A 24,447-nucleotide genomic window follows, 5' to 3' on the forward strand; every position below is an offset into this window, starting at 1 on the left:
GACAAGTCAACAGTTTTCAAGACTGCCGCAATCGACCACTCTGCCAACTCTCCGGCACAAAAGTACGAACTCCAGTCGGTTCTGCAAATTATGATTCATTTTATTTAATGAAGTCTTTATAAAGAGCTAAAACTGAGTAGTTTTATTTTTCAGGAAATCTTGTTTTTAATCAAAAAGCGTCGGTATAATCAGTTCGTTGTATGGTTTAATGAGGTCAAGACCCTTATTCGGGCTCTTTTTTGTCGAAACCTTATTCACTTTTTTACTCACTTGCGTCCTGCTCATCAGATGATCAGGATAGGGTTTACACATCTCCAGCAATTGTTCTACAGATAGCTTTTTGTTTAACCACCTTAGTTCTTCATTTCGATGCAGGATAACCGGCATTCTTTGCTTATCATGAATTTCGCCTACCGTCTTATTCGCTTCGGTAGTCATGATGCCAAAAGTCCGGTATTTCTTGCCGGTTTCCGGGTTTACCCACTGACTCCATAATCCTGCGAAGCAGAAAGTTTTTCGCTCATTGGTAAAGCGATATGGCCGCTTGTCGGTATCAGTAATCTTTTGCCACTCATAAAAGCTATCTGCAATGATCAAACAGGTTTTACGATGTTTCATTAAAGGAGCATAGGTTTTCTTTTCCATGACCTCTTCACTGCGAATGTTCCAGGTATCAAAGGTTAGTACATTGCTGCTCGCAGTGTGGGGAACAATACCGAAAGACATCTGTTGAATCATATCAGGCTCATCAGAAGTAATGACCAAACCACCATCGGTAACGGCAATATTAGCATCCGGCTCGTAAGCACCAACAAGTTGATACGGATTGTTTTTTAGAATCTCTTTTTCTTCGGCTGTTAGGGTATATCTTGCGCACATAATTTAGGATAGCAAATCTATTTTATTTCTGCTGAATTTAGAAGGAAGCGGATCCTGTTTTACAAAAGATTAGACCGCTGTGAATAACCTAAGAATAAAGCGATAATATCTTGCTGGAGCTGATCGTTAATTGAAATTAATTTAACATCTTTAATTTCATCTATAAACACTCTCATCTTAGGCGAAATGACTAGATCTTTTTTGTTCTCAATTACTTTATGGTTTCTGTTTTCAATATTTTCTATGAGCTTATATGCTCAAGGCGTACCTGCCATTTTCTTACATACAGATAAAGGTGCCTATTTTCCAGGTGATACCGTTTGGTTTAAAAGTTATGTGCTAAATGATGGGTTCCTGGATGAATCGTTAAGGAATTTGTATATCGACTGGGGAAATACTGAAGGCACAATTCTGGAGCATAATGTTTACCTGCTCAGTGATGGCGTTAGCCCATCTCATTTTGTCATTCCCACAAACTATGAAGGCGATATCCTCAATTTAAACGCTTATACCACCATCATTGCGAAAAACAAGGAGATGGGGTATTTCAGGTCGATCCCTATTTTACAGCAAAAAGCAAGGAAAAGGGAAAGAGTTAAAAGGGAGTATTTTCTGTCTATCCAGCCGGAAGGGGGTGTACTTTTAAAAGGCGTTATGAACAAAGTTATATTGAGTGCTTACGACCAAACTGGTCATCTGGCAGCACTTAATGGTAAAGTGTTAATGAAATCCGGTGAAGAATTACTCAGCTTTAGCAGTAAGGAGGATGGCTTTGCTGAAATCGCGATGATTGGGACGGAGGAAGAAAAAACAATCGAGTGGTCTGGTCCGGATGGAAAAATATCCAGTATAAAGCTTCCTGCAGTACTTAAAGAGGGTGCAAAACTCAGTGTCAGCAGTACAAAAGATACCCTTAGTATAGCGCTGTTGACCGCAATATCGCAGCAAGATCCGCAGACAGGTGTCTCACAAGAATATACGATTGAAGCAAGATTAAACCGTCATCAGCTATTTAGAAATCAATTCAAATTAACACCCGGAGCACGTGGTCATGTAAAGCTGCCTAAAAATGACCTTGATGCTGGAGTATTGCAATTGCTGTTATTTGACCAGAAGGGTAAAATGATTGGCCAGCGTTCGGTAATGATTGAAGACGAAGAATTAGTGATCAGCCCTAAACTGGAGGTGAAAGATTTTTCCAGGTATCCAAAAGGAAGGAATACACTTCAGATTGGATTACCTGAAGGAGAATATGCCAACCTATCAATTTCGATTACTGATGCGCAAGCTCCGGTAGACAGTACACATACGATTGTGGATGCTTTACTATTTAGCTCCTTGAGTAAGCATAGAATCATTGAGCCATTTAGTTATTTTAAGAATAAAACGATGCTGAACCGTTTCGTTCAAACCAATTCCTGGCAAACTGATTTCTCTAGTTTTGATGCGTTAAAGCCATTAAAAGATAGCTTGTTGTATTTAAAAGGTCGCATTCGGATGAACAATAAAGATAAGCTGACTTTTGATAAAAGGCTCGCTTCCTTAAAGGAAAGAAATTCGAAAAAGGGTAAATCAGTTAAAGGGGTTTCTTTAGGGTATCGGCCGTTGTCGGAGGGTCTGATGAAGTATACCACACTTTCTCTTGATGAACAGGGTAGGTTTGAAATGAAAAAGTTTAACTTTTTAGACTCCATGGAGCTGCGGTTTGTGCAAATTGAAGAGGCGGTTAATGCGATTAGATTTCATGTCGATTACGAGTTTGCGGCAGTCCCTAAGCCTGATCGTTTATACCTCCCATCTGCTGTGGAAGGCCTAATTGAAAATCAAACCTTCCCGGAGAAAATATGGGAATATAACCCACGCTACTTTAAAGATAAAAATGGAGTAGTCACACTAAGGGAAGTTCGCATCAAAACAAGGCGAAATTATCGAATAGAAAATATGGATAAATACTACGCCAAAGGTTGGTATAGCAGGGAAGGGCTCGCATCTATTGATATACAGAATGATTCAAACCTGATTGATATCTACGATTATAATGATCTGGTACGCTACCTGCAGCTTAAATACCCTATTATACATAAATTAAGGCCTATTTATGTGTTCGACGGGATTTATCATACCAACGGAATTCCAAATAGTGGTTTCAGCCCCCGAGTGAGAGATTCAACTGCTGCAGCTGTTGAATATCCTGATGTGAATCAGATCGCTTTTATTAAAATTTTCGAAACCCATCCCAATAATCCTAATGGTGGGGCAATTGTATTTTATACAACAGGGCCGGATGGCGCTAATAAGAGTCTGGGCCGAAGAATAGATCTCCAAACTGTTGGAGGTTATGTAGGGATTATTCCATTTTCTAATCGTCTTTACTCGAATAAAGAGAAAATGAATCTTTTTTATGATGATGATAGGCAAACCCTATACTGGAATCCAATGGTATTGATGGAAGATAAGAGTTATAGCCTTGAATTTGATAACAATAGCAACCCCAGAGGTTACTGGGTAACGATTCAAGGGGTAACAAAATCAGGTAAAATGGTTTATTATCAAAAATTGATAGAAAAAGCAGATCAGTAGGGAAGGAGTCTTCATTTATATATCTCTGGTAAATCTAGCCGGGCAACGCCAATACGGTTATCAGCCATGCCATAATAAACATCGAAACGATTGGGCATTCCCAGATCATCCCGCCTGTCTATACCCGTTGGAAACACCACATTGGCAATAGTGCCCACCTGCTCTTCCGGTAGATCTGGCGCAAGAACAGGTTCCGGTGAACGGTATAAGATTTGGTGGGGCTGTTCTTTATCCAATATCATGATACCAGCGGAATAACTCAGTTCATGCTGACTACTATTCTGAAGGTCTGTTTCCCTAACCCCGTGGTATAAAATCAGCCAGCCATGTTTTGTAAGTACAGGCGGTGTGCCTGCACCTATTTTTATATTTTCCCAATCTGCCTGTGGAATTGCCAAAGGTTGGTTGGATACAAATTTAGGCAAGTGTCCAGAGGGATGATTCTCCTTGTTAATGTGAGAATAAGAAATCCAGATACATTCATGATGCTGTCTGATTTCATGGTCGTGTGGACGGGTTCTAAGCTCTTCCGGGCTGGTTCCAGGGAAAAGTGGGCGATGGAGCATGGCAAAAGAAGGATGGCCATGTGGACTCACAATAGATTCTGGAAATAGACAGGCATCCTTGTTGTTAATCTCGTTAAATTGAATGTGTTCATAAGGTTCAAAACTGGCCAGACCAAGTCTTTCCCAATAGATCAAGTCCTTGGAATAGGCAATCGCGATGCGAGGACCATTTGCGGAAAATGCAGTATAAGTCATCACATAGATCTTTAACGATATGATATAAGTAACCCTGGGATCTTCACATCCACCTCCACCATCCGGTCGCTTTTCATAATCAGCCTCGGGTTCCAGTGCTACACCCTGTCGCTCAACACCAATTGGGTCACCAACTTCGTTAAAGATGACTTTCGCAATCCCGATTCTGGAATAGTTATTTTTACCGACTAAGCGTGGAAATAAGTAAAGGTCTCCATCAGGACCTCTTACTGCAGCTGGATTTAGCACACCTTCTATTTCCAGCTCATTTCCTGGCTGAGGCTCCATGATCAAGCCCATTCGCTTTAATTTGATCGAATCCATCTGAGATTTATTTGCTTTCATTTAAGGTGTTTTTATCAGAGTTGTTTAGACAGGCAATAATGGTTTCGATTACTTTTTTAGTTTCCTGAGGGTCTTTAACAGAGATACAAACTACCCCCGTTTTTCGGGCAGGATGGTCATTTCCTCCTTCAAAAAGCGCATCGCCAATGAATATCATTTCTGCAATGGAAATTTTAAGCGTTTCCTGAAGTTTATGAATGCCGTAAGCTTTGTCGATCCCAGGTTTCGTGATGTCGATAGAAGTGGCACCACCCATCTGCACGGAAAATTCAGACAAGGACTGGTCTAGCTGTGCTTTGATCACCTTTCGTTTGCTAAAATCAGGATCCCATACTTTCTTGGCTTCAAGAGGGGCCTGCTGACCTAAAGCTGAATAGGTGATCTGGCTGCCGCGATCTTCAATCTGCTCTCCCCAGGTCTGCGCAGGCGTAAAGCCGGAAAGCGATATGGCATGATGCAAATTATCCAGTATTTTTTGCCGTTCTGCTGCAGTAAAATTTTCTTCGTAAAGCTGCTTCCAGTCATGTTTATATTGATAATATTTGGTGCCGCAGGTCGGTAAAATTGACAAATGCGTAAGATTAGCTGCAGCAGGAAGATGAGAAAGGACCTGCTTTTCAAATTGTGGCCAATTGCCGCCAGAAATGATCGCTACTTGGGCAACTTGCAGTAAGTCGTTTAAGCATACGGACATTTCCGGGTCGATGGCAGCTTTGCTTTCCGCTAAAGTGCCATCAAGGTCAAATATGATCAGTTTTTTCATGATGCTTCAGCGTCATTTTCCATTCCATGATGGTACTCCGCTCTGCGTGCGGCACTGTTGCAGGCTGCACGATGGGCCAATGCCTTTTGCGCCCTGGCCACGTTTTGATCCTCACCCTTCCAGATTTCTAATGCCGGTTGCTGGATCGCCCTGGAAAAGGAAAAAGTTAAAGGCCATGGCAGAAGTGATCCAAACCTGAGCTGCATCATGTTCAGCCGCTCAGAAGCAAGGACAGGAGATTGTCCTCCTGAAAGAAATGCAATGCCGGCAACAGCCGCAGGGACAACATGGAGAAAAGTAGACACGGTTTGCTGGGCGATCGTTTCTGTATCACTTTGCGCTGGACAAGCCAGACCAGGTAATACCATATTCGGTTTTAAAATCATGCCTTCCAGAAACACTTTCTGTTCATACAAAGCATTAAAAACTTCTTTTAAAACATCCTGTGTGACTGCTGCACACCTTTCCAGGGTATGGTCTCCATCCATCAACACTTCTGGCTCCACGATAGGCACTATTCCGGCCTCCTGACAAAGTATCGCATAACGGGCAAGGGTATAAGCATTGGCTGCTATACAGGCTTTTGTAGGAATATTTGTGTCGATATGGATCACCGCACGCCATTTGGCAAAACGTAAACCCATTTGATAATAATCGGCCAGGCGAATTCCTAAACCGTCCAGTCCTTCTGTAACCGTTTCTCCTGAAAAAAATGGTACCGTTCCCCGATCTACTTTTATCCCCGGAATTATGCCTTTTTGTTTAAGAATAGCCAGAAAAGAATGTCCATCACCAGTGTTTTGATGAAGCGTTTCTTCGAAAAGTATCGCACCGCTGATGCTTTCTTCCAAATGAGGCGTAGTTACGATCAATTGGCGGTATTTGCGGCGGTATTCTTCGGTTTGTGGAATGCCTAAGGCCTTAAATCTTTTGTCGCAGGTACCGGTACTCTCGTCCATCGCCAGCAATCCTTTATCCTCTCTCATGAGCCTTTCGGCTATGTTTTTAAGTTCTTGGGTGTTCATGCTTTTAAGGGTTTTTGGAAGAATTAATTTCCTGAATGATCTGCTGTGTAGTAGCGAAGTCCTGGTGATGAAAGCTTCGGATACCGAGTTTCTGAGCAGTTTTTATCAGCATCAGACGGTCGTCAAAATAAATGCATTCCTCCGGGGAAACCTGTGCGATGCCCATAGCCAGATTAAAAATACCTGGATCAGGTTTACGCATCCCCACCTCGCAGGAGGAAATAAAAGCATCAAAGCAATCGTGTAAACCAAACTTCTGAATGCGGTAATTGTTGAGCTCCCGACCTTCATTATTGATAGAGATGAGCCTGTGGCCGCAGGTCTTTTTCCATTCTTTTAACCAGGAAAGCAGTCCAGGCAATTCTACCGATTGCGCAAACATGAAGTCCTTAAAATCTTGTTTGCTAAAAGATCTTGGATGATTGAAAACGACTACATCCAGGTAATCGTCCAGGGTAATTTTCCCTATCTCATACACATTGAAGATAAAATCGTGGAGCACATCCATTTCTTCATAATTCAGGTCGAAAAGTTTGGCCGCCTCTTGCCTGGATTGGTGCCCCCAGCCATTATTGAGCAACACACCGCCGACATCAAAAAAGAGTACTTTAATTCTGGAATCTTTCATAATCAAATTTAGATGATAACAAAAATTCCAGACGTTAGTTTGCGGAGCGCTTAACCCAAGTGCAGCTCTTTTTTATTTTTTGATTTCCTTAGGCCCTAAAAATAAGAGGATAACGGCCGTAATTTTTAAGAAACCAGAAAATAGCTGTAAGGTATAAGGGGAGTTGAGGTTGATTTCTGGCGCGGTGGCCGACAGCAAAGGGAAAATGCTCAGCACAGTCACAAACAGGGCCACCCATTTTACCCAATGTTTTCCAATGAAAGCAAAGTAACCTAATGTCATAAACATTAATGAGGTTTCTACGCCAACAGATAGCTCAAAGTTTGCATCTTGTCGACTTTGAATGACGCCGACAATTACATCAACTAATATAGCCGCAAAAATTATATAGGAGGCAAATTTGAAACTCTGGTGCACCTGATCTTCCATTTCTATCTTAAAATGGCCAAGGTACTATTAAATTCATCAGAGCCCAAACCCAATCAGGCTTTGTCGCTTAGCCTGTTAAGGCTTTTAGCGGTAGGAATGAAATTATAAGCGTCTTTGCTCAGGTAGATAAACGGGGAGAAAAAGCAATAGGAACAATCATTTTTTTATGAATGGGGAGGGCTAAGTTGTTAATTGTCTTGATTTTAAATACCTTGTTTGTAAGATCGCTCCTCTATGAATAAAACCGCTCTCCCTAAAACGCAGCAACAGCACCGCACAAAGGTTGTTTTTCTGTTGATTTTTATGATCATCCAGTTGCTCACCGCTGGATCAATTCTCAACGCTCAAAAGCCTAAGACATCCGAGATCCTATGGGATAAATACGGGGTACCTCATATATATGGGAGAACTACGGTCGAAATGTACTATGGTTATGGCTGGGCACAGATGCGTAACCATGCGAATCTGATGCTTAAGTTATACGGACAAGCCAGAGGGCGTGCAGCCGAATTCTGGGGAGAAGAATACTTGCACAGCGATCAGGTAGTTCATTTGTTTGAATTGAAAAAACATGCAATGCAGGAGTATCAAGCACAGTCACCATTGTACAAAAGTTATCTTGATGCTTTCGTTGCAGGGGCAAATGCTTATGCTAAAGCACATCCTGAAGCCATTCAGCCGGATAGGAAAGCAGTTTTACCCATCAGCCCTTATGATGTACTTGCCCACACTAAATCTATGATTTACCTGAAATTTTTAGCCTACAGCGACCTCATTATGCCGGAAAAATTGGCCGCCCCGCCCGGCTCTAATGCGATGGCAATTTCTCCTTCAAAATCAGCAGCTAAACATGCGATGCTCATGGCCAATCCACATTTGATGTGGAGCGATTCTTTTACTTTTTTTGAAGCACAGCTCAACGCGCCGGATTACAGCGCCTATGGCGTTAGCCTGGTTGGCACCTGTACCCAAATTATTGCATTTAATGATCACCTGGGCTGGACGCACACCGTAAACACTATTGATGCTGCAGATCGTTATGAACTTAGCCTGTCTAATGGTGGGTATTTACTGGACGGAGCCACAAAACCATTCCTAAAAAGAACAGATACGATAAGGGTCAGACAAAAAGACGGCAGTCTTAAATCAGAGATATTGGAATTTAAATATGCCCTGCATGGTCCTGTCATGGAAGAAAAAAATGGCAAAGCTTATTCACTCAGAATGGCCGGAATGAACAATCACCAACTTTTGCAGCAGTATCATTTAATGGGAAAAGCAAAAAACTGGAAGGAATTTGAAACTGCTGAAAAGATGCTGCAGATACCGATGTTCAATGTGATTTATGCGGATCAGGCTGGTAATATTCATTACCTCTTTGGAGGAAATGTACCCATTCGTTCTTCCGGTGATTTTGCCTTTTGGAATGGGCTTATTGATGGGACTCAATCCAAATATATATGGCAAAAGACACATCCCTATAAAGACTTACCAAAACTCTTTAATCCTTCCACAGGTTTTGTTCAAAACTGTAATGATGCGCCTTGGATTAGTACCTATCCGGCACAGCTCAATCCCCTTGATTTTCCGGCTTATATGGCTCCTCAGGAAATGGATTTAAGAGCGCAGCGTTCCGTTAACCTTGTGAAAAATAATCCATCTATCACATTTGATCAGTTGGTGGCCTATAAATTGAATACCGGAATGGAAGCCGCTGATCGTTTCCTGCCGGCACTTTTATCAGCAGTAAAAAACACTCCGGATAGTGCGATAGCAAATGCTGCGAAAGTGTTAAACTCATGGGATAAACAAACTGAAAATACCAGTAGGGGGGCTGTTTTGTTTGCAGCCTGGTTTGATAAGCTGAAGCCTGAAATGTTTGCCAAAGCATGGGATATTAAAAATCCGGTAAGTACACCTTCTGGCTTTAAAGACGACCAGCAGATCCAGCTGCTTTTTAAAGAAGCAATAGCAGAAGTCCAGCAAAAATATGGCAGTATCGAGGTTGCTTGGGGGGATATTAGTCGCTTCTCAAAGGATGGAATTGATTATCCTGCGAATGGTGGTCCAGGAGAATATGGGGTTTTCCGAACGATTTATTATAAGGGGAATACCCCTCACAAAGTACAAGCATACTTTGGCGATAGTTATGTTGCTGTAACAGAATTTGGACCTAAAGTTCGTGCTAAAGTAAGTTTAAGCTATGGCAACGCTTCACAAGCTGGTATTAAACAATATGATCAATTGAAGATGATGTCTGATAAACAACTGCGTGATGCTTTATTGGATAGAAAAGAAGTCCTGCAGCATTTAGAGGAAAGAGAAGTTTATCTGCCATAAATAAAATAAAGAAGCAATATTGCTATATGATCTCTTTTTTATCACATGTATCGCTATCATCAGCCTCTGTTATAGCTCAGATAGGGAATGCAAATTCTAATAAAATAAAATATTAGCTTTGGATAACCTATGTTTAAAACTATGACGATCACCCTAAAAAAATACAGTCGATTTTTCTTTCTGGCATTTGGAATGCTGACTTCAATTCCTGTTTTCGCGCAGGAAGACAATCAAGCATGGATAGAAGCTAGTTCTGCCAGCAAGGCCTATCATGCCAGCCGTTTTAAAAATACAACACCTCCTTATGGATTGTCCAAAGTAAAGGCAATGATCGCCGGAATAAAATCTACAGGCGGCGATGGAGATACTTACTTTAATGTGCTGAGCCCAAAACTTTACCAAAGCCTTTCGCTTCCGGAAAAGTTCACTTATCACATGATCCACCCTGAAATCTCCAGTCAGAACTGCGATATCCCTACGCCGATTTTAGAAGAAGACCTGAAGATATTCGGCAATTTACCTGATCCTTTTGAGGAGCAAAACTGGAGTGAAAGACAGCTGAATTTTATGGTCAGCAACCGGGATACGGTGCTTTCGCTGATTTCAGAATCGATCAATAGGAGTAAAAAAGTAGGCTTGAACTACAAAACTGCCATTGAGCATGTCAATGGCTGGGAACTGATTCCAGTATTGATCAAGGCCTATAAAACGGACCGTAAAGATCATGATATCCTGACTGTCCTGATCCAGCTCATGAAGAAAAATGACTATCAGCCTTTCATGACTTCCGCCTCCTATATCAAACTGTATGGCAACAATAGTACCTACACGAGTTTCATTAGTTTTAATCAGGCCAATGAAGACCTGGTGATCAATAGGGCCGAAGCCTTTTACAATGGTCGTAAAAAATAAGTTTATAAGGATACTGCTGCTTTGCTTGATGGGCTTGACCTATCAGGAAGCAGCAGCACAGTCAGACACCAGTTTTGTCCATATTCCCAAAGGAGAATATTGGCTGGGTAGTCGCGAACATCAGCTTAATCCACTAAGAAAGGTCAGCAGCCCTGGTTTTGCTATCGCGACCACAGAATTGACCAACCGCTTGTTTGAAAAGTTTGTAAAAGCTACACATTATAAAACAGATGCAGAACGTTTCAAAAATGCGATGGTTTTTGCACCCGGACTTGCAGAATTCCGCTGGCTGAGTGACAGCACTGCTTATTGGAGATTTCCAAATGGAACCAGTCGGGAGGGAATAACAGATAAAATGAACCATCCTGTAACCACCATCAGCTATGCAGATGCGGAAGCTTATTGCAAATGGGCAAAAGTGAGGCTGCCAACACTCGATGAATGGGAAATCGCTTCACGTGCAGGCGCTAAAACTATTTATTTCTGGGGCGAAGATCCTAAGCAGATCAGGGAATATGCCAACATCTGGCATGGACGTGACCACCTCAGCACAGACCTTACAGATGGCTATATGTATACCGCCCCAGTGGCCAGTTTTAAACCCAACGGCTTTGGCTTGTACGATATCTATGGCAATGTATTTGAATTTTGTGAGGGAACGTTAAAAACAGATCCCAAAAACCGGAAAATAGGCCATGCCAGGGGAGGCTCCTGGTGGTGCAGCAATTACGCCTGTGGCTTTTTCAATTCATTGGATGTTGGAAGGAATAATCCGCATGCTTCTTTTAGCAACCAGGGCTTTAGGGTAATTAGAATTTCATCAAAATAATGCCAATTAAAGAAATTATTTCTTGCGATTGCTGTAACCTATCCTATTAAGGTTAAGTCAAACGACCATATACCTTATACATGGCGCTTTCGATCAACAACCTGAGTAAACAATACAACGCACAAAAGACCGCAGTTTCCAATCTATCGCTTCAGATAAATAAAGGAGTTTTAGGCTTATTGGGTCCAAATGGTGCGGGTAAGTCAACCCTAATGAAGATGATTGCTACCATTAGCATCCCTTCCAGTGGCAGCCTCCTTTTAGAGGGGATAGATATTGTACAAAATCCCAATTCCATCCGCAAGGTGCTGGGCTATTTGCCGCAGGATTTTGGGGTGTATCCCAACCTCAATGCTTATGAGTTTCTGGAATATATAGCCGCTATGAAAGGGTTGGGAGGCAAAGGACTTCGCCAGAGAATAGACCTGCTTTTAGAAAGTGTCAACCTGACTGCTGATGCCAGGAGACCTATCGGCACTTATTCCGGCGGGATGAAACAGCGTATCGGCATCGCACAAGCCTTACTCAACGATCCGAAAGTGTTGATTTTTGATGAGCCTACAGTGGGCTTGGACCCTGAAGAACGGATGCGTTTTCGTCAGTTGATTGCCGATCTTGCCCAGGATAGCATCATCATCCTTTCCTCACACATTGTGTCTGATATTGAAAGTATTGCTGATGAGGTGGCGATTATGCAGGAAGGCAAACTGATCACACATGCCAAGCAATACGAAATCATTAAACAAGCCGAGGGGAGGATCTTTGAAGTATTATTGGACAATAATGACCTTAACGCCTTTAAACAACGGTATAAAGTAATTGATACCGCACGTCAGGCGGATCAGGTCAGGACACGTTACATCAGTATGGTGCAAGCTGCAGCGCCATTGTCTATCCAGGTAACGGCGACTTTAGAGGATGCTTATTTGCTTTTAACCCAAACTAACTAAGCGTATGTCTTATATGTATCCCATCATCAAAGCGGATTACCTGCAGCGTACCCGCAGTTATTCCTTTTTGATTACACTGGCCGTAACTGTATTTATGGCTTATTCATTTATTCCTGACCAAAATGCCAACTATACGACCTTAAGTGCCTCAGGGTACAAGGGAGTTTATAATTCAGCTTGGGTGGGCTATGTATCCGGTATTATGACCACGGTAATGTTATCTTATTTTGGCTTTTTGCTGATCAATAGTGGTATCAAAAAAGACATTGAGACTGAAGTCGGACTCATCATCGCCACTACGCCCATCAGCAACTTTAAATATCTGCTGAGTAAACAGCTGAGCAATTATCTGGTACTCCTAACCATCGCCGGGATTACTTTTTGCGTCAGTATTGTGGTGTTTTTTATTCGCGGAACTGGCTATCCTTTTATTTTAGGCAATTTTATATTTCCCTACCTGTTTTTTGCAGTACCCGCATTGTATGTTGTATCCGCACTAGCGGTAACAGGAGAGGTGTTTTTGGGGAAGCGCAGTATCCTGCAATTCATCGTCTACTTCTCAATATGTGGGATCGGTATGGGCTTCATCAATAGTAAGGCCGGAGCGGAAACTGCTGGAGCTTTTGACCCCTTCGGTCTCAGCCTTTTGACCAAAAGTGTGACTCAGCATATCAATACCCATTTTAATGAAAATATCACAAAGGTATCCTTTGGGTTTATTTTTAATGGACAGAAAAGTTATAAGCCCTTTGTCTGGGAAGGCTTGAATTGGTCGGCCCTGTTTATAGGAAGTAGATTGCTGTGGATCGCTTTCGGGTTCGCATTGGTCTATTTCTCCTCCCTATTTTTTCACCGCTTTGATTTTAAACAGGCAGTCAGCACTAAAAAGAAGAAGGAAGTCATCAATACAGTCGCAGCTAAACCGCTGAACAGGCCTATTGGATTAAGCAGGGCGAGTCTGCCAGCAATAAGCTTCAACTATGGGATCTATCCTTTTATAAAAACGGAATTCTTATTGCTGATCAGGCAAGGGAAGAAATGGGTATGGTTGTTGAATGCTGGTTTATGGGTAGCATTATGTTTTGCACCGTTGCAGTTCGCCTATAGCTATCTCCTGCCGATACTTTTGTTTTTACAGGTCACCCGCTGGTCGGAGCTGGCCACGAAAGAGAAGAGTAACCGCGTCCATTATTTTGCTTATGCGGCTTACAAGCCTTTACAGCGTATGCTGCCCGCACAGGTTTTAGCTGGTGTCATCTTAGCCATCGGATTGTGTTTGCCGGTCATCATTCGCTGTGCTTTAGCCGGTAACGGCTATGCTGTGTTCAATATCGTCAATGGGGCAGCATTTATTGTGTTGTCTGCTGTAGCACTAGGAATATTAACCGGGGGTAAAAAAATGTTTGAAGTGTTTTTCTTCCTGCTAACTTATGCGGTAATGAACAAGGTACCTGTGACAGATTACCTGGGTAGTCTGCCCCATCAAAATATACAGTTGTTGATGCTGGTCATATTGGGTATAAATGTGGCGCTGGCCCTAGTTAGTCTGATGACAAGAAGGTACCAGGCCAGACATTTGTAAGCATAGCGCTGCTATTTAGGGCAGCGCATTCTTACGGGCAGTTATTTTATTTCCTGACTCAATGCCAGGGCAACCTCCAGGTGTTTTTTTAAAGCAGGTAATTGTTTTAAGCTGAAAGCTTTAAGTTCTGTATCCTCAGCATTACTTGCTCTGGTATAAAGGGAAATGAGGTTACGGTTACTTTCCAGCATCATGGTCACAAAGCCCAGATCTGTTTTAGGCGTGCCTCCCCATAATACATCTTTTTCCAGTACAATGTTTTTCTGTGAACTTAACTTTTTCAAGTCCTTTTGGATTGTGGTAAGATCGGCAGAAACCATATTGGCATAGTCCTTAATTTTGTCCTTGGTTACCGCATGAACAGCCCTATTACTTGCACTGATTTCCATTTGCTGAGCTGCAACGATCCTGCTGATCAACTCTGCGTCGGTCAGTGCTTCCAGAGACAGCTGTTTTCCTCTAGCGATCATATTAGCTCTTCCAATTGCATCACTGGCGATGTTGTTCGCCGCTACCTTTGAACCAGCAGCCCTGGTTTGAGTGATTCCGGGTGTTAGCCCATCACCACTGGCATTAATTACAGACCTGGTTGGGTTATTTATCGTCGGGTTAACCGTAGTGATTTTACCGCCTTTTCTTTTTCCTTCAGCAGAGAAATTCCTGGAAGTAGAGCAAGAATAGATCAGACAGGATAGCAGTATTGAAATTGCAGTGATGCGAAGTGTATTCATGGGGCCTGGATTTAAATGGTTTGGCAAATCAAAGCTATGGAAATACTACTAAGATAAGCTAAATAAAAATGTGATAACTGCTAAAATGATCCGAAATTAGGGAATACTAACCCCACTGAAAAACTTATAAAAGGAAATGATCGCTGAGTTCTTTAAATCCATCAAATTTGAGCTGGTACTCTGAAGTCTGACCAAATCCATAACTGACAAAAGCAAAGGGGATTCCTGCGAGTTTACTTTGCTTGCTATCGCCATCGGTATCACCAATATATATGGGATGCTGTAGCTGATGTTTATCGATCAGGAGCTGGATGTTGTGGTGTTTTGGTTTGAAGTTTATACCATGGGCAACTTCATCGGTTATCCAATCATTGATCTTTGCCCAATCCATAAACAAACGTATCACACCTGCATCGCAATTGCTCACAATAAACAGTTTATAATGCCTGGAAAGTGCTGCTAAGCCCTGCTGAACATCCTGATACAATTGCCCTCCGGTTTCTGGAAGCAGTTGTCTGGTGAACGTTTCCACGTCAAGTATCACCCGGTCACAGATGGATGCTTCATATCCAGGCATAATTTTATCGATGAGGTCACTTCTTTCCAGTCCGGTTAAAGCACCAATGTCTTCCCTGCTCAATTGAAGGTCTAATCCATTCTTCTTAAAACTACTGTTCCAGGATGCTGCATATAGATTTGCAGCATCCCATAACGTCCCATCCATATCAAAGATCAGGCTGTCGTACTTCATTATTTCCATGTTTTAAAGAATGGATGTGCTTCCGTATTCAGGACACATTTATCTAAACTAAACGACTTTTCCGGAGCAAAAAGCAGGTAGCAATATTTCATGGTCTCTGCAAAGAAGAAGCTTTCCAGCGTGTCCCATTTTTCCATGGTATTCACATCTTTTATCTGGACATAACCATTGTCTACCTGACAATATTTCTCAATAGATTCGAACATAGTCTTACCCTGCTGATAGTATTGGTCATCTTTGGTGTAGTGCCATAAGTAATAAGTAGATTCAATGGCTTCAGGGCGGATCATGTAATAAGGCGCTTTGATTTCCATGTTGCTATAATCTATAGATTCCGGCTCCAGACCTTTTAAAGTCCACATTTTGTAAATAGAAGCCTGCAGTTTCTTTGCGGTCTCCATGTCATCGTCCAAGCATAGAATGGCACCATAAAAACAATCCAGGGCACCAAAAATGGTAGCGGTTCTTTTTCCAGAATCCATATCTGCATAACCATACCAGAACCCGCTTGGAGCCTGATCACCGAGGTGTTTAGCGATTCCTGCCTTACTTACATCCCACATGTTTTTCAAATCTTTGTCTCCAAAAAGCAGCCAGCCTTTTAGCAAGTACTCATAATAGGCGTCAATGCGACCGCTGATATGGGCACTTTTGTCCAGCCATTCTCCAGTCTCCACGCTAATCTCAGTACCTACCAGGTCTGTTTTTCCCCTGCGATCGTAAAGGGCTACAACACCTCTTTTACATTTCTCATAATAGATGGGATTGTTTGTCAGCTTGCTCAGCATGCCATACTCCAATAACATAGATCCGATTTCGCATGGATTTGTGGTGGCACCGCTGACCTTTCCTGTACGCAGGTTTACCAGACGATAAGGCATTCCCGTAGGAGATTCAAAAACGGGTAACATTCTTTTGCCCAGATCTTCCGCCAGACTAAGAAAGCGTGGGTCCCCATCCAGTTGATAGGCGGATAGGAGCCCGCCCATGATCCGGATCGCAATTTCAAATTGCTGAATCTCCATATCTTTATCGAAATTAAGCTTGCTGAAGATGAGCGCTTTCGCTTCTGCCATTTCCTTTTTAAGGCCCATCACGTGCATGGTGCTAAAAGCATCTACTGGGGTCATGAGTAAGGTTTCCGAGTACCAATTGTGCCCTTTTTTAGCGATTGGGTTAACGGCATCCATTCCTTTGGCATAGTCCATATAAGCTTTCCATCCCTTTTTAAAGGCTGTTTTTACGCGCCCCGCATATATTTTTTTCTCATTTGCTGCCGGATCTTTTTTCTGGGCATTGCAAATGCCAAAAGTAAAGCAGAAGAGGAGGATTAAGCTGATTTTGTATTTCATAGTGTGTTTGTTAGTGTTTATAAAATGGGTATTAGCGATCATTTAAGTAAAGGATTTATTTGTACTTCTCTAGCGGGAATCGGGAATTTTAAATTCTCTTCTTTAAATACGGCTCCGCCAGGCATGACATGGCCAACTGCTTCGCTAAAAGTTCCGGTTACGGGATCAAAGATTTTTCTGGTTCTCACGATGTCAAACCATATTTTGCCTTCTGCACATAATTCCCAGTACCTTTCCTTCCAGACTTCCGTCCTAAAGTCGTTTTTACTCATGCCGCTGAGTGGTGTTAATCCCGCACGCTTCCTGATGCTATTTAAGGCATCATAAGCGACTGCATCTGCTGTGCCCTCAGCTTCATTCTGTGCTTCTGCATAGGTTAATAACACGTCGGCGTAACGGATCATCGGGAAGTTTTTGGCAGAGTTTGGAGCTGTGCTAATGATTCCTGGGTCAAAGAACTTATAAATAGCCCAGGGGAAATTGTACTCATTGCCTTTTACAATAATGCGGTTAAAGAAAAATCCCATATTGTGCATGCCCCTTAGGTCGTCAGTATGGTATGATTTAAGGAAATTAGCAGTTGGGTAAAAGCCGCCAAACTGCAATGCATTTACAAATTTCACTTCTTTTGGAAGAAAATAAACCGGCAAAGAACTGTTGGCATTATTTATCGCATAGTTGGCCATCCAGATGTGCTCCTCTTTATTGTCGAAGGCTGGGTTATTCAGTTTATTAAACCAGGTTAAATTGGCATCGCTTTGAAACAGTCTGTGCTGCTGACTGCTGATGACTTCCCCTGCTTTTGCTTTTGCCAGGGCATACTTGTCGGTTTGTTTTAGAGCACCTGCCATACTTAGGTATACTTTGGCTAATAACGACTTCGCAGCGGCAACAGACACCCTGCCATTTCCTTCTGTGCGAGGATTTAGCGGCTGAGCTTCTGCAAATTGAAGATCTGGCACGATTACTTTTTCATAAATATCTTTTACAGCAGTTTTCGCAATATTGGCCTCAGATGGTTTTGAAGTAGGGCTGATCTTCATAGGGACATCTCCATAGATGTTGACCAGGGTGTAGTAATAATAAGCCCTTAGAAATCTGGCTTCCCCAATTAATCTATTTTTGATCTCCTCATTCATGGCAATTGCCGGGATATTTGCAATGGAAAGGTTTGCCGCTTCAATGCCTTTATAGCTTTGTTCCCACCATACCAGGAAATCTGGATTGGAAGCATCATACTTCAGGTTCATGTAATCCTGCCCGTATTGCCATTGTGCTTTACTGTCATAAATCCCGGTCACCAGTTCCAGCATGGAATAAGGTACGTCATCATATCCAAGCTTATTAAATGGTTGTTTGAGGTAGTTGTAAATTCCAGCTACTGCTGCTTGTGCATCACCTTCGGTTTTAAAATACTGCTGGGTAATGATGGTTGATCTTGCATCTTCCAGCAATTGGTTCTTGCAGGATCCGGCTGTCGTCCCAATTGCGACTAGTGCCAATAGGTATATTTTTACTATTTTTTTCATGTCTGTGCTACTTAAAATGTAAGATTGAGGCCTAAAATATAGCTGCGTGCATTCGGGTATCCGAAGTAATCTACCCCCTGGCTAAAAGTGCTGCCTGCGGAAACACTGGACAATTCAGGGTCATAGGCTCTATATTTGGTGATCAGGAAGAAGTTCTGCGCATTGGCGAATATCTTCAATGATCTGATTTTTATTTTGCTGAGCGTCAGTTCGGGAAAAGTATAACCCAGCGTAATGTTTTTACCACGGATGAAAGAACCGTCTTCTACAAAATGACTGTCGATATATCCGGAAGGATAATCACTATACATCGCGTCTGCCTGCGTTCGGATAGCCGGAACCATGGTGTTTTGGTGCTGAGGTGTCCAGGCGTCATCGATCAGGCTGGCATAACTGCTCAGATAATACTGCCTGTCTTCGAGTTCGAAGCTGGAAGCATTCACCTGCTGGTTACCTCTTCTCATTTGGATGGTAGCAGTCAGGTCAAATTGCTTGTAACGCAGCCCTAAATTGAAGTAAAGCTCATATTTAGGAAAGATATTGCCGAGTATGGTGACATCATTCTGGTCGTACACGTAATCTTTGTTTACATCTTCTCTTTTGATATCACCAGGTTTTCTATTGTATCTGGCGGCTTCTGCGGCTTCGTCAGTACCCCATGTTCCTAATCGTTTATAACCAATCAGGTCACCTACAGCTCCACCAACTCTTAGCACATTGTAAACCAGGCCTCCAGGTACTCTACCTGGTAAGATATCTGCATTTGTTTGTCCCAATGCCAGGATTTTGTTTCTATTCTGACTAAAAGCAACACCCAGATTAGCAGAGAAGTCTTTGCTTTCCACGATCGTGCCATTCACAGAAATTTCTACTCCACGATTCCTGACACTTCCTATGTTTTCCGTTACACTGCCATATCCGGAAACGAATGATACCGAATTGTCCAAAAGCAGGTTGGTTGTTTTTTTAGCATAGACATCTGCAGTAAGGGCCAGTCGGTTATTAAACATGGTTAGGTCCGCTCCGGTGTTGAGTTGTGCGGTGCGTTCCCATTTTAAGTCGGGGTTGGAAATGTTACCCATAGTGGTCCCCACATTACGGATGCCATTGAGGTAAACCAGCGTGTTGTTGCTCAAGGTTCCCAATGATAAATAAGGAGCAATTCCCGAGTTACCAGTGATCCCATAACTTCCTCTTAATTTTAAGGACGAAATGGCTTTAGATGATTTAAGGAAATCTTCTTCTGAAACATTCCAGCCAAGCGCTACCGATGGAAAGAAGGCGTATTTATTTCCGCTTCCAAATTTAGATGAGCCATCTGCCCGTCCGGTTAGGGTAATCAGGTATTTATCCATCAGGCTATAATTTACACGGGTGTAAAAGGAGTTCATCCGCTGACTGGAGTAATTGGAGCCGGGTGTTCCTGGAACAGAGCCCGCAGATAGGTTGTAATATTTAAAGATATCGGTTGAGAAACCTGTTGAACCTGCATTAAAGCCTTCGCTGGTTGATCCTGTCCAGCTGCTTCCCAATACGGCATTGATGCGGTGTACATCTAGTTTTTTCGTATAGGTCAGGAAGTTTTCCGACTGCCAGTAAAGTGTTCTGGAGTAATCGATTGAAGCTCTTCCGCCAACATCTTTACCAATGTCCAGCAGCTCTTTTGAGGCATAGAACTGGTTGTTGCTATCGAAAAACTGTGCACCAAAAGTAGTTTTAAATTCGAGGTCTTTTGTAAGGCTAAACCTGGCATTCAGGTTCCCGAGGAATTGATGCTCCGTTCTATTGTAAACAAGGTCTTTTAATAATTGAACAGGATTGTTGGCGGTATAAATGCCAGTCTTATAAAAGCCAAGAAAGTCATTGTTACTGTTGTAATTATAGCCAAATCCAAAATCTTCCATGGTGCTGTATCTGCCATCCGGGAATTTTACAGGGGCGATAGGGATCATGCCGGCAAGAAGACGGGTAGCAGTCATGGATCCTACACTATAGTCATCCGCCTGGTTTTTTTTGTTGTAGTTATAAGCCAGACTTCCACCGATAGCCAGCCAAGGTTTCAGGTTGATGTCTGTGGTATAACGAATGGTGTGCTTTTTATAAAAAGACTCTTTTAAAATCCCATTGTCATTTATCAAACCAAGATATAGGCCCTGTTTTGATTTCTCTGTCCCGCCAGTAATGGAAAGATAAGTGTTGTTGGATACGGCATGGCGACTAGATTCCTTTTGCCAGTCGGTATCATAAATAGGAGATCCATCTGCTTTAAAGAGCTCAGGGTATAAAGTGCTCAGCTGATTGGTGGGGAAATTCCCTCTTTTAGGATCATATTCCCAGGAACGTTTTTGATATTCCATGTATTGCGCTGCGTTTAACATTTTAAGTGGGCGCGCCATGGTGCCCACACCAACATTACTGCTCAATGAAACCGTAAACTCACCTGCTTTTGCACGTTTTGTGGTAACGATGATGACACCATTTGAAGCTTGAGAACCATAAATCGCAGTTGCGGAAGCATCTTTTAAAACGTCGATCGACTCAATATCAGCAGGGTTGATGGATTGAAAATCTGCACCAATAATCCCGTCCACTACAAACAATGGTGAATTAGAGGCATTAATGGAATTGATTCCCCTGATGGTGGCGCTGAAACCACCGCCTGGCCTGCCAGAGCCATTGCTGATGTTCAATCCCGGCACTCTTGAACCGAGTGCGGCCAAAGGATTGGAAACCGGCATTGCGGCCAGGTCGCTGCCCTTAATCGTGGAAACGGAACCGGTCAGGTCTTTCTTTCGGATAGTTCCATAACCGACTACTACGACTTCATTAAGTCCTTGTTTTGTCTCATTTAAGGTGATTTTTAGTGGCCCCTGGACATCAGCTGTATGCTCCAGGGCTTCATAGCCGATATAAGAAAATACCAAGATGGCATCTTTGCCAGGTACCTGGAGTTCAAAAGCACCATTGCCGTCGGTGGTGGTACCAGTTTTTGTCCCCTTCAGGTAAACACTAACGCCGGTAAGCGGTAGTTGCTCTTTGTCGACTACAGTACCCTTCACCTTAAAGGGTTGCCGGGCAATCGCATTAAAAGAAAGCAGCACACCTGCAAACAGGCAGAAGAGCAGCATGATTTTTTTTAATTTCATAATAATTTCTGGTTAATAATTGGTTAGGTGATCAGCAATGAAATCCCTGCACCTGTAAAAGGCGTGCTGGTACTTGCTTGATTTTATTAGGAATCAGGCAGGCAATCACTGCGGAAATGGTGAATTGAATGGTTTATCCTCTAGGTCAGTTTGTCATTGCTTTCTGGTCATAAGGCCTACATAAAAAGGCTGGAAGATCACTGTTCCGGTCTACAGTAATATTCAGTTCTTTCTATTCGTTTGCTGGTTTATTTTGGTGATATCCTTTAACAAATATAAACCGTCATTTTAATATAAAAACGACAGAAGTTTAGCTATAACCTTACATTATTTATGTTATAACGACTCAGGCAATAATTTGAGTGGTTTTGCGGTAGACCGATGGAGGTTGGTGATAGGTGTCTTTAAAGATGTTGTAAAAGTGCCCTAGATTAGTAATGCCGCAATCCATACAGATGGTCTTTATGGGAACATTGGTAATAGAAAGCTGCTGTGCTGCATAGTTCATTCTCAGTTCGTTTACCAGGGCAGAGAGCGTTTTGTTGAACACTCTTTTCACGGTCCTATTGACATGGTCAATATTCTTCTCACATAAACGGGCAAAACCATTTGGGCCTGTCTTGAACAACTCCGGTGAGGAGAACTCCTGAAGTCCCTTATTCAGCCATGCTGGAATAGATTCATTCTCTACTTTCACCTTGTCATAAAGACTGATGAAGCGGAAAATACTCAGCAATATGCTGTCAATATAAAGGTGTGTTTTCTGGCATTTCCAATAGTTTTCTGCCCGTTTAGAAATCTGGTTTATGGTGTTGAGGTCCATGAGTTTATGAAAGGGCAGGGCATCCTTAGTCCAGAAATAGGAATTGCTGTCTGGAAAATACCGGCTTCTTAAATGCTCCATTGTTTCCAAAGGAAAGGCCAGGTTCATAATCGTAATGCCATTCTTATCGGAGGTAAAAGTATGCTGATCCTGAGGACGGATCATCACCAGGTGCCCGGGAAGAAGGTTGATTTTATGACCATTCACCAAATGCTGCCCAGTACCTTTTTCTACCCAAAATATTTCAGCATAATCATGATCATGCAAAGAAAGGTCATTGCGGGAATGAATGGTGGTACGGGCGATATGAAACTTATCATTTTCCTGAATGAAATTTTCTAATAGGAACCTTTGGGTTTTCATAAGCATGTTGATTTTATGTGTTGCTGATCTTCAAAGATAACAGGATTCCTGTATTCGGTTTTACAGATAAATTAGTGGATTATTTCCTTTATTTTCCCCTCTGCAATGGTAGATTTTATGCTTTTCATTATCTGGGTGCTCCGGATTGAGGATCAGGTCAGTACTGAAGTAGCGCATGGTATAGCCAGTTCTTCTCGTGGTACTGGTATTGGCATTGGCCCCATGTATAATGCGGGAATCATGCAAAGAATAATTGCCCTGGTTTAATTCAAACCAGACTACATTGCTTTCATCCAGCTGATTTGAATCTTTAATCTGAATGGTGAAAATCTTATGATCAGTATCGATCTGCTCATATTCTGAAGTCTGGTTTTTATGAGTACCAGGGAAAACACCCATGCATCCGTTTTCCTTAGTCGCTCGATCTATGGCGAGCCAAACCGTTACGATTCCGTCAAAACTGTTGAAACGGCCATCCCAGTAGGCACTGTCTTCATGCCAAGGTGTTTTATTTCCACTGCCAGGCTCTTTACAGATGAAATGACTGCTCCATAAGCCAATATTTGGACCGATCACCGCTTGTACGATATCGAGGACTTCATCTGCCATCAGGAATTCAAATAACCGCTCATCATGCATGTGAGGTACGTCCAGCTCATCAGGCTTTAAAGTCCCCCGACTGGCCAGGTGATCTTCAAAAATCTGGAATAGGCGATCAAATTTCTGTGGATTAAACATGGGCGCTTCAGGAAGCAGATAACCGTTTTCATGATAAAAAGTAGTCTCCTGCTGGCTCAAGTTATTGCTAGTTGTTTTCATATTTTAAGTGGTCTTGTAAATAGGTTTTCATTAATAAATTCAATTCCCATTGGGAGGCGATAGGTGCATTTGTGAAAGGCAGACTGTGCATATAGGGGCTGGGCCCAAACTCACAGGTAATGGTTAACCGTTCTTTTTGCTGACTGATGTGTGCTTTCAGAATGGCCATCCACCAGCTTAAATGCTGCTGCAGTTCCAAATGGTACTCTGGTGCAAAAGGGTGGGGAACCTGTGGGCCCTGAGCATAGCCCACTCTGGCATGGAGGTGACTGCAATGCTGAATGGCCCTGTCTAATGTAGCCTGCTGCTGTTCTAACAAAGATTCTGAAACGACGCACCAATGAGAAAAATCCGCAGTTAGTTTTAGTTCAGGGAAGGCCTCAAAGTAATCGCTGATCAGGGGGGCGCAGAAACTAAACCTGCCCCGGTGAATTTCATGTGAAACGGAGATACCTGCTGCTTTGGAAAGCTGATCTGCTGCAGTTAAGAATTTCAGGTTATCGGGGATGCTAAAATAGTCCCGCCCGGTATGGCAATTGACCATCACAGGTTCGATTGCAAGAATGCGCTCAAGTTTGCTCAGGTAGTCAGGCAGCATCTCATTTGCAGTAACACCAGCAGCGTAAGGATGCTGTGCGATCAGTTCCAGCTGAGCATCATCACATTGTTCTTTGATGGTTTTAATATCCATCGTATCGGGATTCAATGCGATTTCGACACCATGATACCCGTCATTTCTAGCCTTTTCAAGGAAGGACGTGATGGGCATCGGGCGCATGCCCCAATAGGGGCAGTAAAAAAGGAGTTTTGTCATGTTTTTCCAGTATGGCTCTACTATGTAAAAGTAGAACTTGATGCTGATGTTAAAACGACAGAGTATTACTGGTATAGGTGTTTTTAT

At 42.5% G+C, this 24,447-nt stretch carries 20 protein-coding genes; 6 read left to right on the forward strand and 14 right to left on the reverse strand.

What is annotated here, in order from left to right; genetic code table 11:
• Window positions 1-165: 165 nt before the first annotated feature.
• Window positions 166-879: an SOS response-associated peptidase gene (locus tag K7X70_RS22970; protein ID WP_222539255.1), complete on the reverse strand. Its 714-nt coding sequence runs from the start codon at window positions 877-879 to the stop codon at window positions 166-168.
• A gap of 243 nt (window positions 880-1,122) precedes the next feature.
• Between K7X70_RS22970 and K7X70_RS22975 the strand changes: the two genes are divergently transcribed.
• Window positions 1,123-3,459 (forward strand): hypothetical protein, encoded by a 2,337-nt coding sequence (locus K7X70_RS22975; RefSeq protein ID WP_222539256.1) that lies wholly within the window; start codon window positions 1,123-1,125, stop codon window positions 3,457-3,459.
• A gap of 11 nt (window positions 3,460-3,470) precedes the next feature.
• Here K7X70_RS22975 and K7X70_RS22980 read toward each other — a convergent pair whose 3' ends face one another.
• The 5 genes from K7X70_RS22980 to K7X70_RS23000 all read right to left on the reverse strand — a co-directional run bounded on the left by K7X70_RS22980 (window position 3,471) and on the right by K7X70_RS23000 (window position 7,410).
• Window positions 3,471-4,565 (reverse strand): glycoside hydrolase family 130 protein, encoded by a 1,095-nt coding sequence (locus K7X70_RS22980; RefSeq protein WP_255607583.1) that lies wholly within the window; start codon window positions 4,563-4,565, stop codon window positions 3,471-3,473.
• On the reverse strand, window positions 4,552-5,328 hold the full coding sequence (locus K7X70_RS22985) for an HAD-IIB family hydrolase (RefSeq protein ID WP_222539257.1): 777 nt from the start codon (window positions 5,326-5,328) through the stop codon (window positions 4,552-4,554). The genes K7X70_RS22980 and K7X70_RS22985 overlap by 14 nt, the downstream gene beginning before the upstream one ends.
• Window positions 5,325-6,353: a class I fructose-bisphosphate aldolase gene (locus tag K7X70_RS22990; protein WP_222539258.1), complete on the reverse strand. Its 1,029-nt coding sequence runs from the start codon at window positions 6,351-6,353 to the stop codon at window positions 5,325-5,327. The genes K7X70_RS22985 and K7X70_RS22990 overlap by 4 nt, the downstream gene beginning before the upstream one ends.
• 4 nt (window positions 6,354-6,357) lie before the next feature.
• Window positions 6,358-6,981: an HAD family hydrolase gene (locus K7X70_RS22995; protein ID WP_222539259.1), complete on the reverse strand. Its 624-nt coding sequence runs from the start codon at window positions 6,979-6,981 to the stop codon at window positions 6,358-6,360.
• A gap of 72 nt (window positions 6,982-7,053) precedes the next feature.
• Window positions 7,054-7,410 (reverse strand): hypothetical protein, encoded by a 357-nt coding sequence (locus K7X70_RS23000; protein WP_222539260.1) that lies wholly within the window; start codon window positions 7,408-7,410, stop codon window positions 7,054-7,056.
• A 234-nt stretch (window positions 7,411-7,644) separates the two neighbouring features.
• Here K7X70_RS23000 and K7X70_RS23005 point away from each other — a divergent pair, with 234 nt between their 5' ends.
• From K7X70_RS23005 to K7X70_RS23025, 5 genes are all read left to right on the forward strand, one after another.
• Window positions 7,645-9,750: a penicillin acylase family protein gene (locus K7X70_RS23005; protein ID WP_222539261.1), complete on the forward strand. Its 2,106-nt coding sequence runs from the start codon at window positions 7,645-7,647 to the stop codon at window positions 9,748-9,750.
• A 141-nt stretch (window positions 9,751-9,891) separates the two neighbouring features.
• On the forward strand, window positions 9,892-10,662 hold the full coding sequence (locus K7X70_RS23010; protein ID WP_222539262.1) for a hypothetical protein: 771 nt from the start codon (window positions 9,892-9,894) through the stop codon (window positions 10,660-10,662).
• On the forward strand, window positions 10,646-11,491 hold the full coding sequence (locus tag K7X70_RS23015; protein ID WP_222539263.1) for a formylglycine-generating enzyme family protein: 846 nt from the start codon (window positions 10,646-10,648) through the stop codon (window positions 11,489-11,491). The genes K7X70_RS23010 and K7X70_RS23015 overlap by 17 nt, the downstream gene beginning before the upstream one ends.
• A gap of 80 nt (window positions 11,492-11,571) precedes the next feature.
• The gene (locus K7X70_RS23020; protein ID WP_222539264.1) at window positions 11,572-12,441 is read left to right on the forward strand and encodes an ABC transporter ATP-binding protein; all 870 of its coding nucleotides are present in this window, start codon (window positions 11,572-11,574) and stop codon (window positions 12,439-12,441) included.
• A 4-nt stretch (window positions 12,442-12,445) separates the two neighbouring features.
• Window positions 12,446-14,023 (forward strand): ABC transporter permease, encoded by a 1,578-nt coding sequence (locus K7X70_RS23025; RefSeq protein ID WP_222539265.1) that lies wholly within the window; start codon window positions 12,446-12,448, stop codon window positions 14,021-14,023.
• Window positions 14,024-14,064: 41 nt separating this feature from the next.
• Here the strand turns inward: K7X70_RS23025 and K7X70_RS23030 are convergent, their stop codons facing one another.
• The 8 genes from K7X70_RS23030 to K7X70_RS23065 form a co-directional block, all read right to left on the reverse strand.
• Window positions 14,065-14,754: a DUF4142 domain-containing protein gene (locus K7X70_RS23030; RefSeq protein ID WP_222539266.1), complete on the reverse strand. Its 690-nt coding sequence runs from the start codon at window positions 14,752-14,754 to the stop codon at window positions 14,065-14,067.
• 124 nt (window positions 14,755-14,878) lie between these two features.
• On the reverse strand, window positions 14,879-15,505 hold the full coding sequence (locus K7X70_RS23035) for an HAD family hydrolase (protein WP_222539267.1): 627 nt from the start codon (window positions 15,503-15,505) through the stop codon (window positions 14,879-14,881).
• Window positions 15,505-16,866: a glycoside hydrolase family 47 protein gene (locus tag K7X70_RS23040; protein ID WP_222539268.1), complete on the reverse strand. Its 1,362-nt coding sequence runs from the start codon at window positions 16,864-16,866 to the stop codon at window positions 15,505-15,507. The genes K7X70_RS23035 and K7X70_RS23040 overlap by 1 nt, the downstream gene beginning before the upstream one ends.
• A 38-nt stretch (window positions 16,867-16,904) precedes the next feature.
• Window positions 16,905-18,395, reverse strand: coding sequence for a RagB/SusD family nutrient uptake outer membrane protein (locus K7X70_RS23045; protein WP_222539269.1), 1,491 nt, complete (start codon window positions 18,393-18,395; stop codon window positions 16,905-16,907).
• A gap of 11 nt (window positions 18,396-18,406) precedes the next feature.
• On the reverse strand, window positions 18,407-21,541 hold the full coding sequence (locus tag K7X70_RS23050; RefSeq protein ID WP_222539270.1) for a SusC/RagA family TonB-linked outer membrane protein: 3,135 nt from the start codon (window positions 21,539-21,541) through the stop codon (window positions 18,407-18,409).
• A 346-nt stretch (window positions 21,542-21,887) separates the two neighbouring features.
• Complete coding sequence (locus K7X70_RS23055) at window positions 21,888-22,727, reverse strand: AraC family transcriptional regulator (RefSeq protein WP_222539271.1); 840 nt, start codon at window positions 22,725-22,727, stop codon at window positions 21,888-21,890.
• A 60-nt stretch (window positions 22,728-22,787) separates the two neighbouring features.
• Window positions 22,788-23,546, reverse strand: a complete 759-nt coding sequence (locus tag K7X70_RS23060; RefSeq protein ID WP_222539272.1) for a phytanoyl-CoA dioxygenase family protein — start codon at window positions 23,544-23,546, stop codon at window positions 22,788-22,790.
• Complete coding sequence (locus K7X70_RS23065; protein WP_222539273.1) at window positions 23,533-24,360, reverse strand: sugar phosphate isomerase/epimerase family protein; 828 nt, start codon at window positions 24,358-24,360, stop codon at window positions 23,533-23,535. Before K7X70_RS23065 ends, K7X70_RS23060 begins: the two co-directional genes overlap by 14 nt.
• Between the last annotated feature and the right edge of the window lie 87 nt (window positions 24,361-24,447).

The sequence above is a fragment of the Pedobacter polysacchareus genome, from assembly GCF_019802255.1.
Taxonomy (GTDB): domain Bacteria; phylum Bacteroidota; class Bacteroidia; order Sphingobacteriales; family Sphingobacteriaceae; genus Pedobacter; species Pedobacter polysacchareus.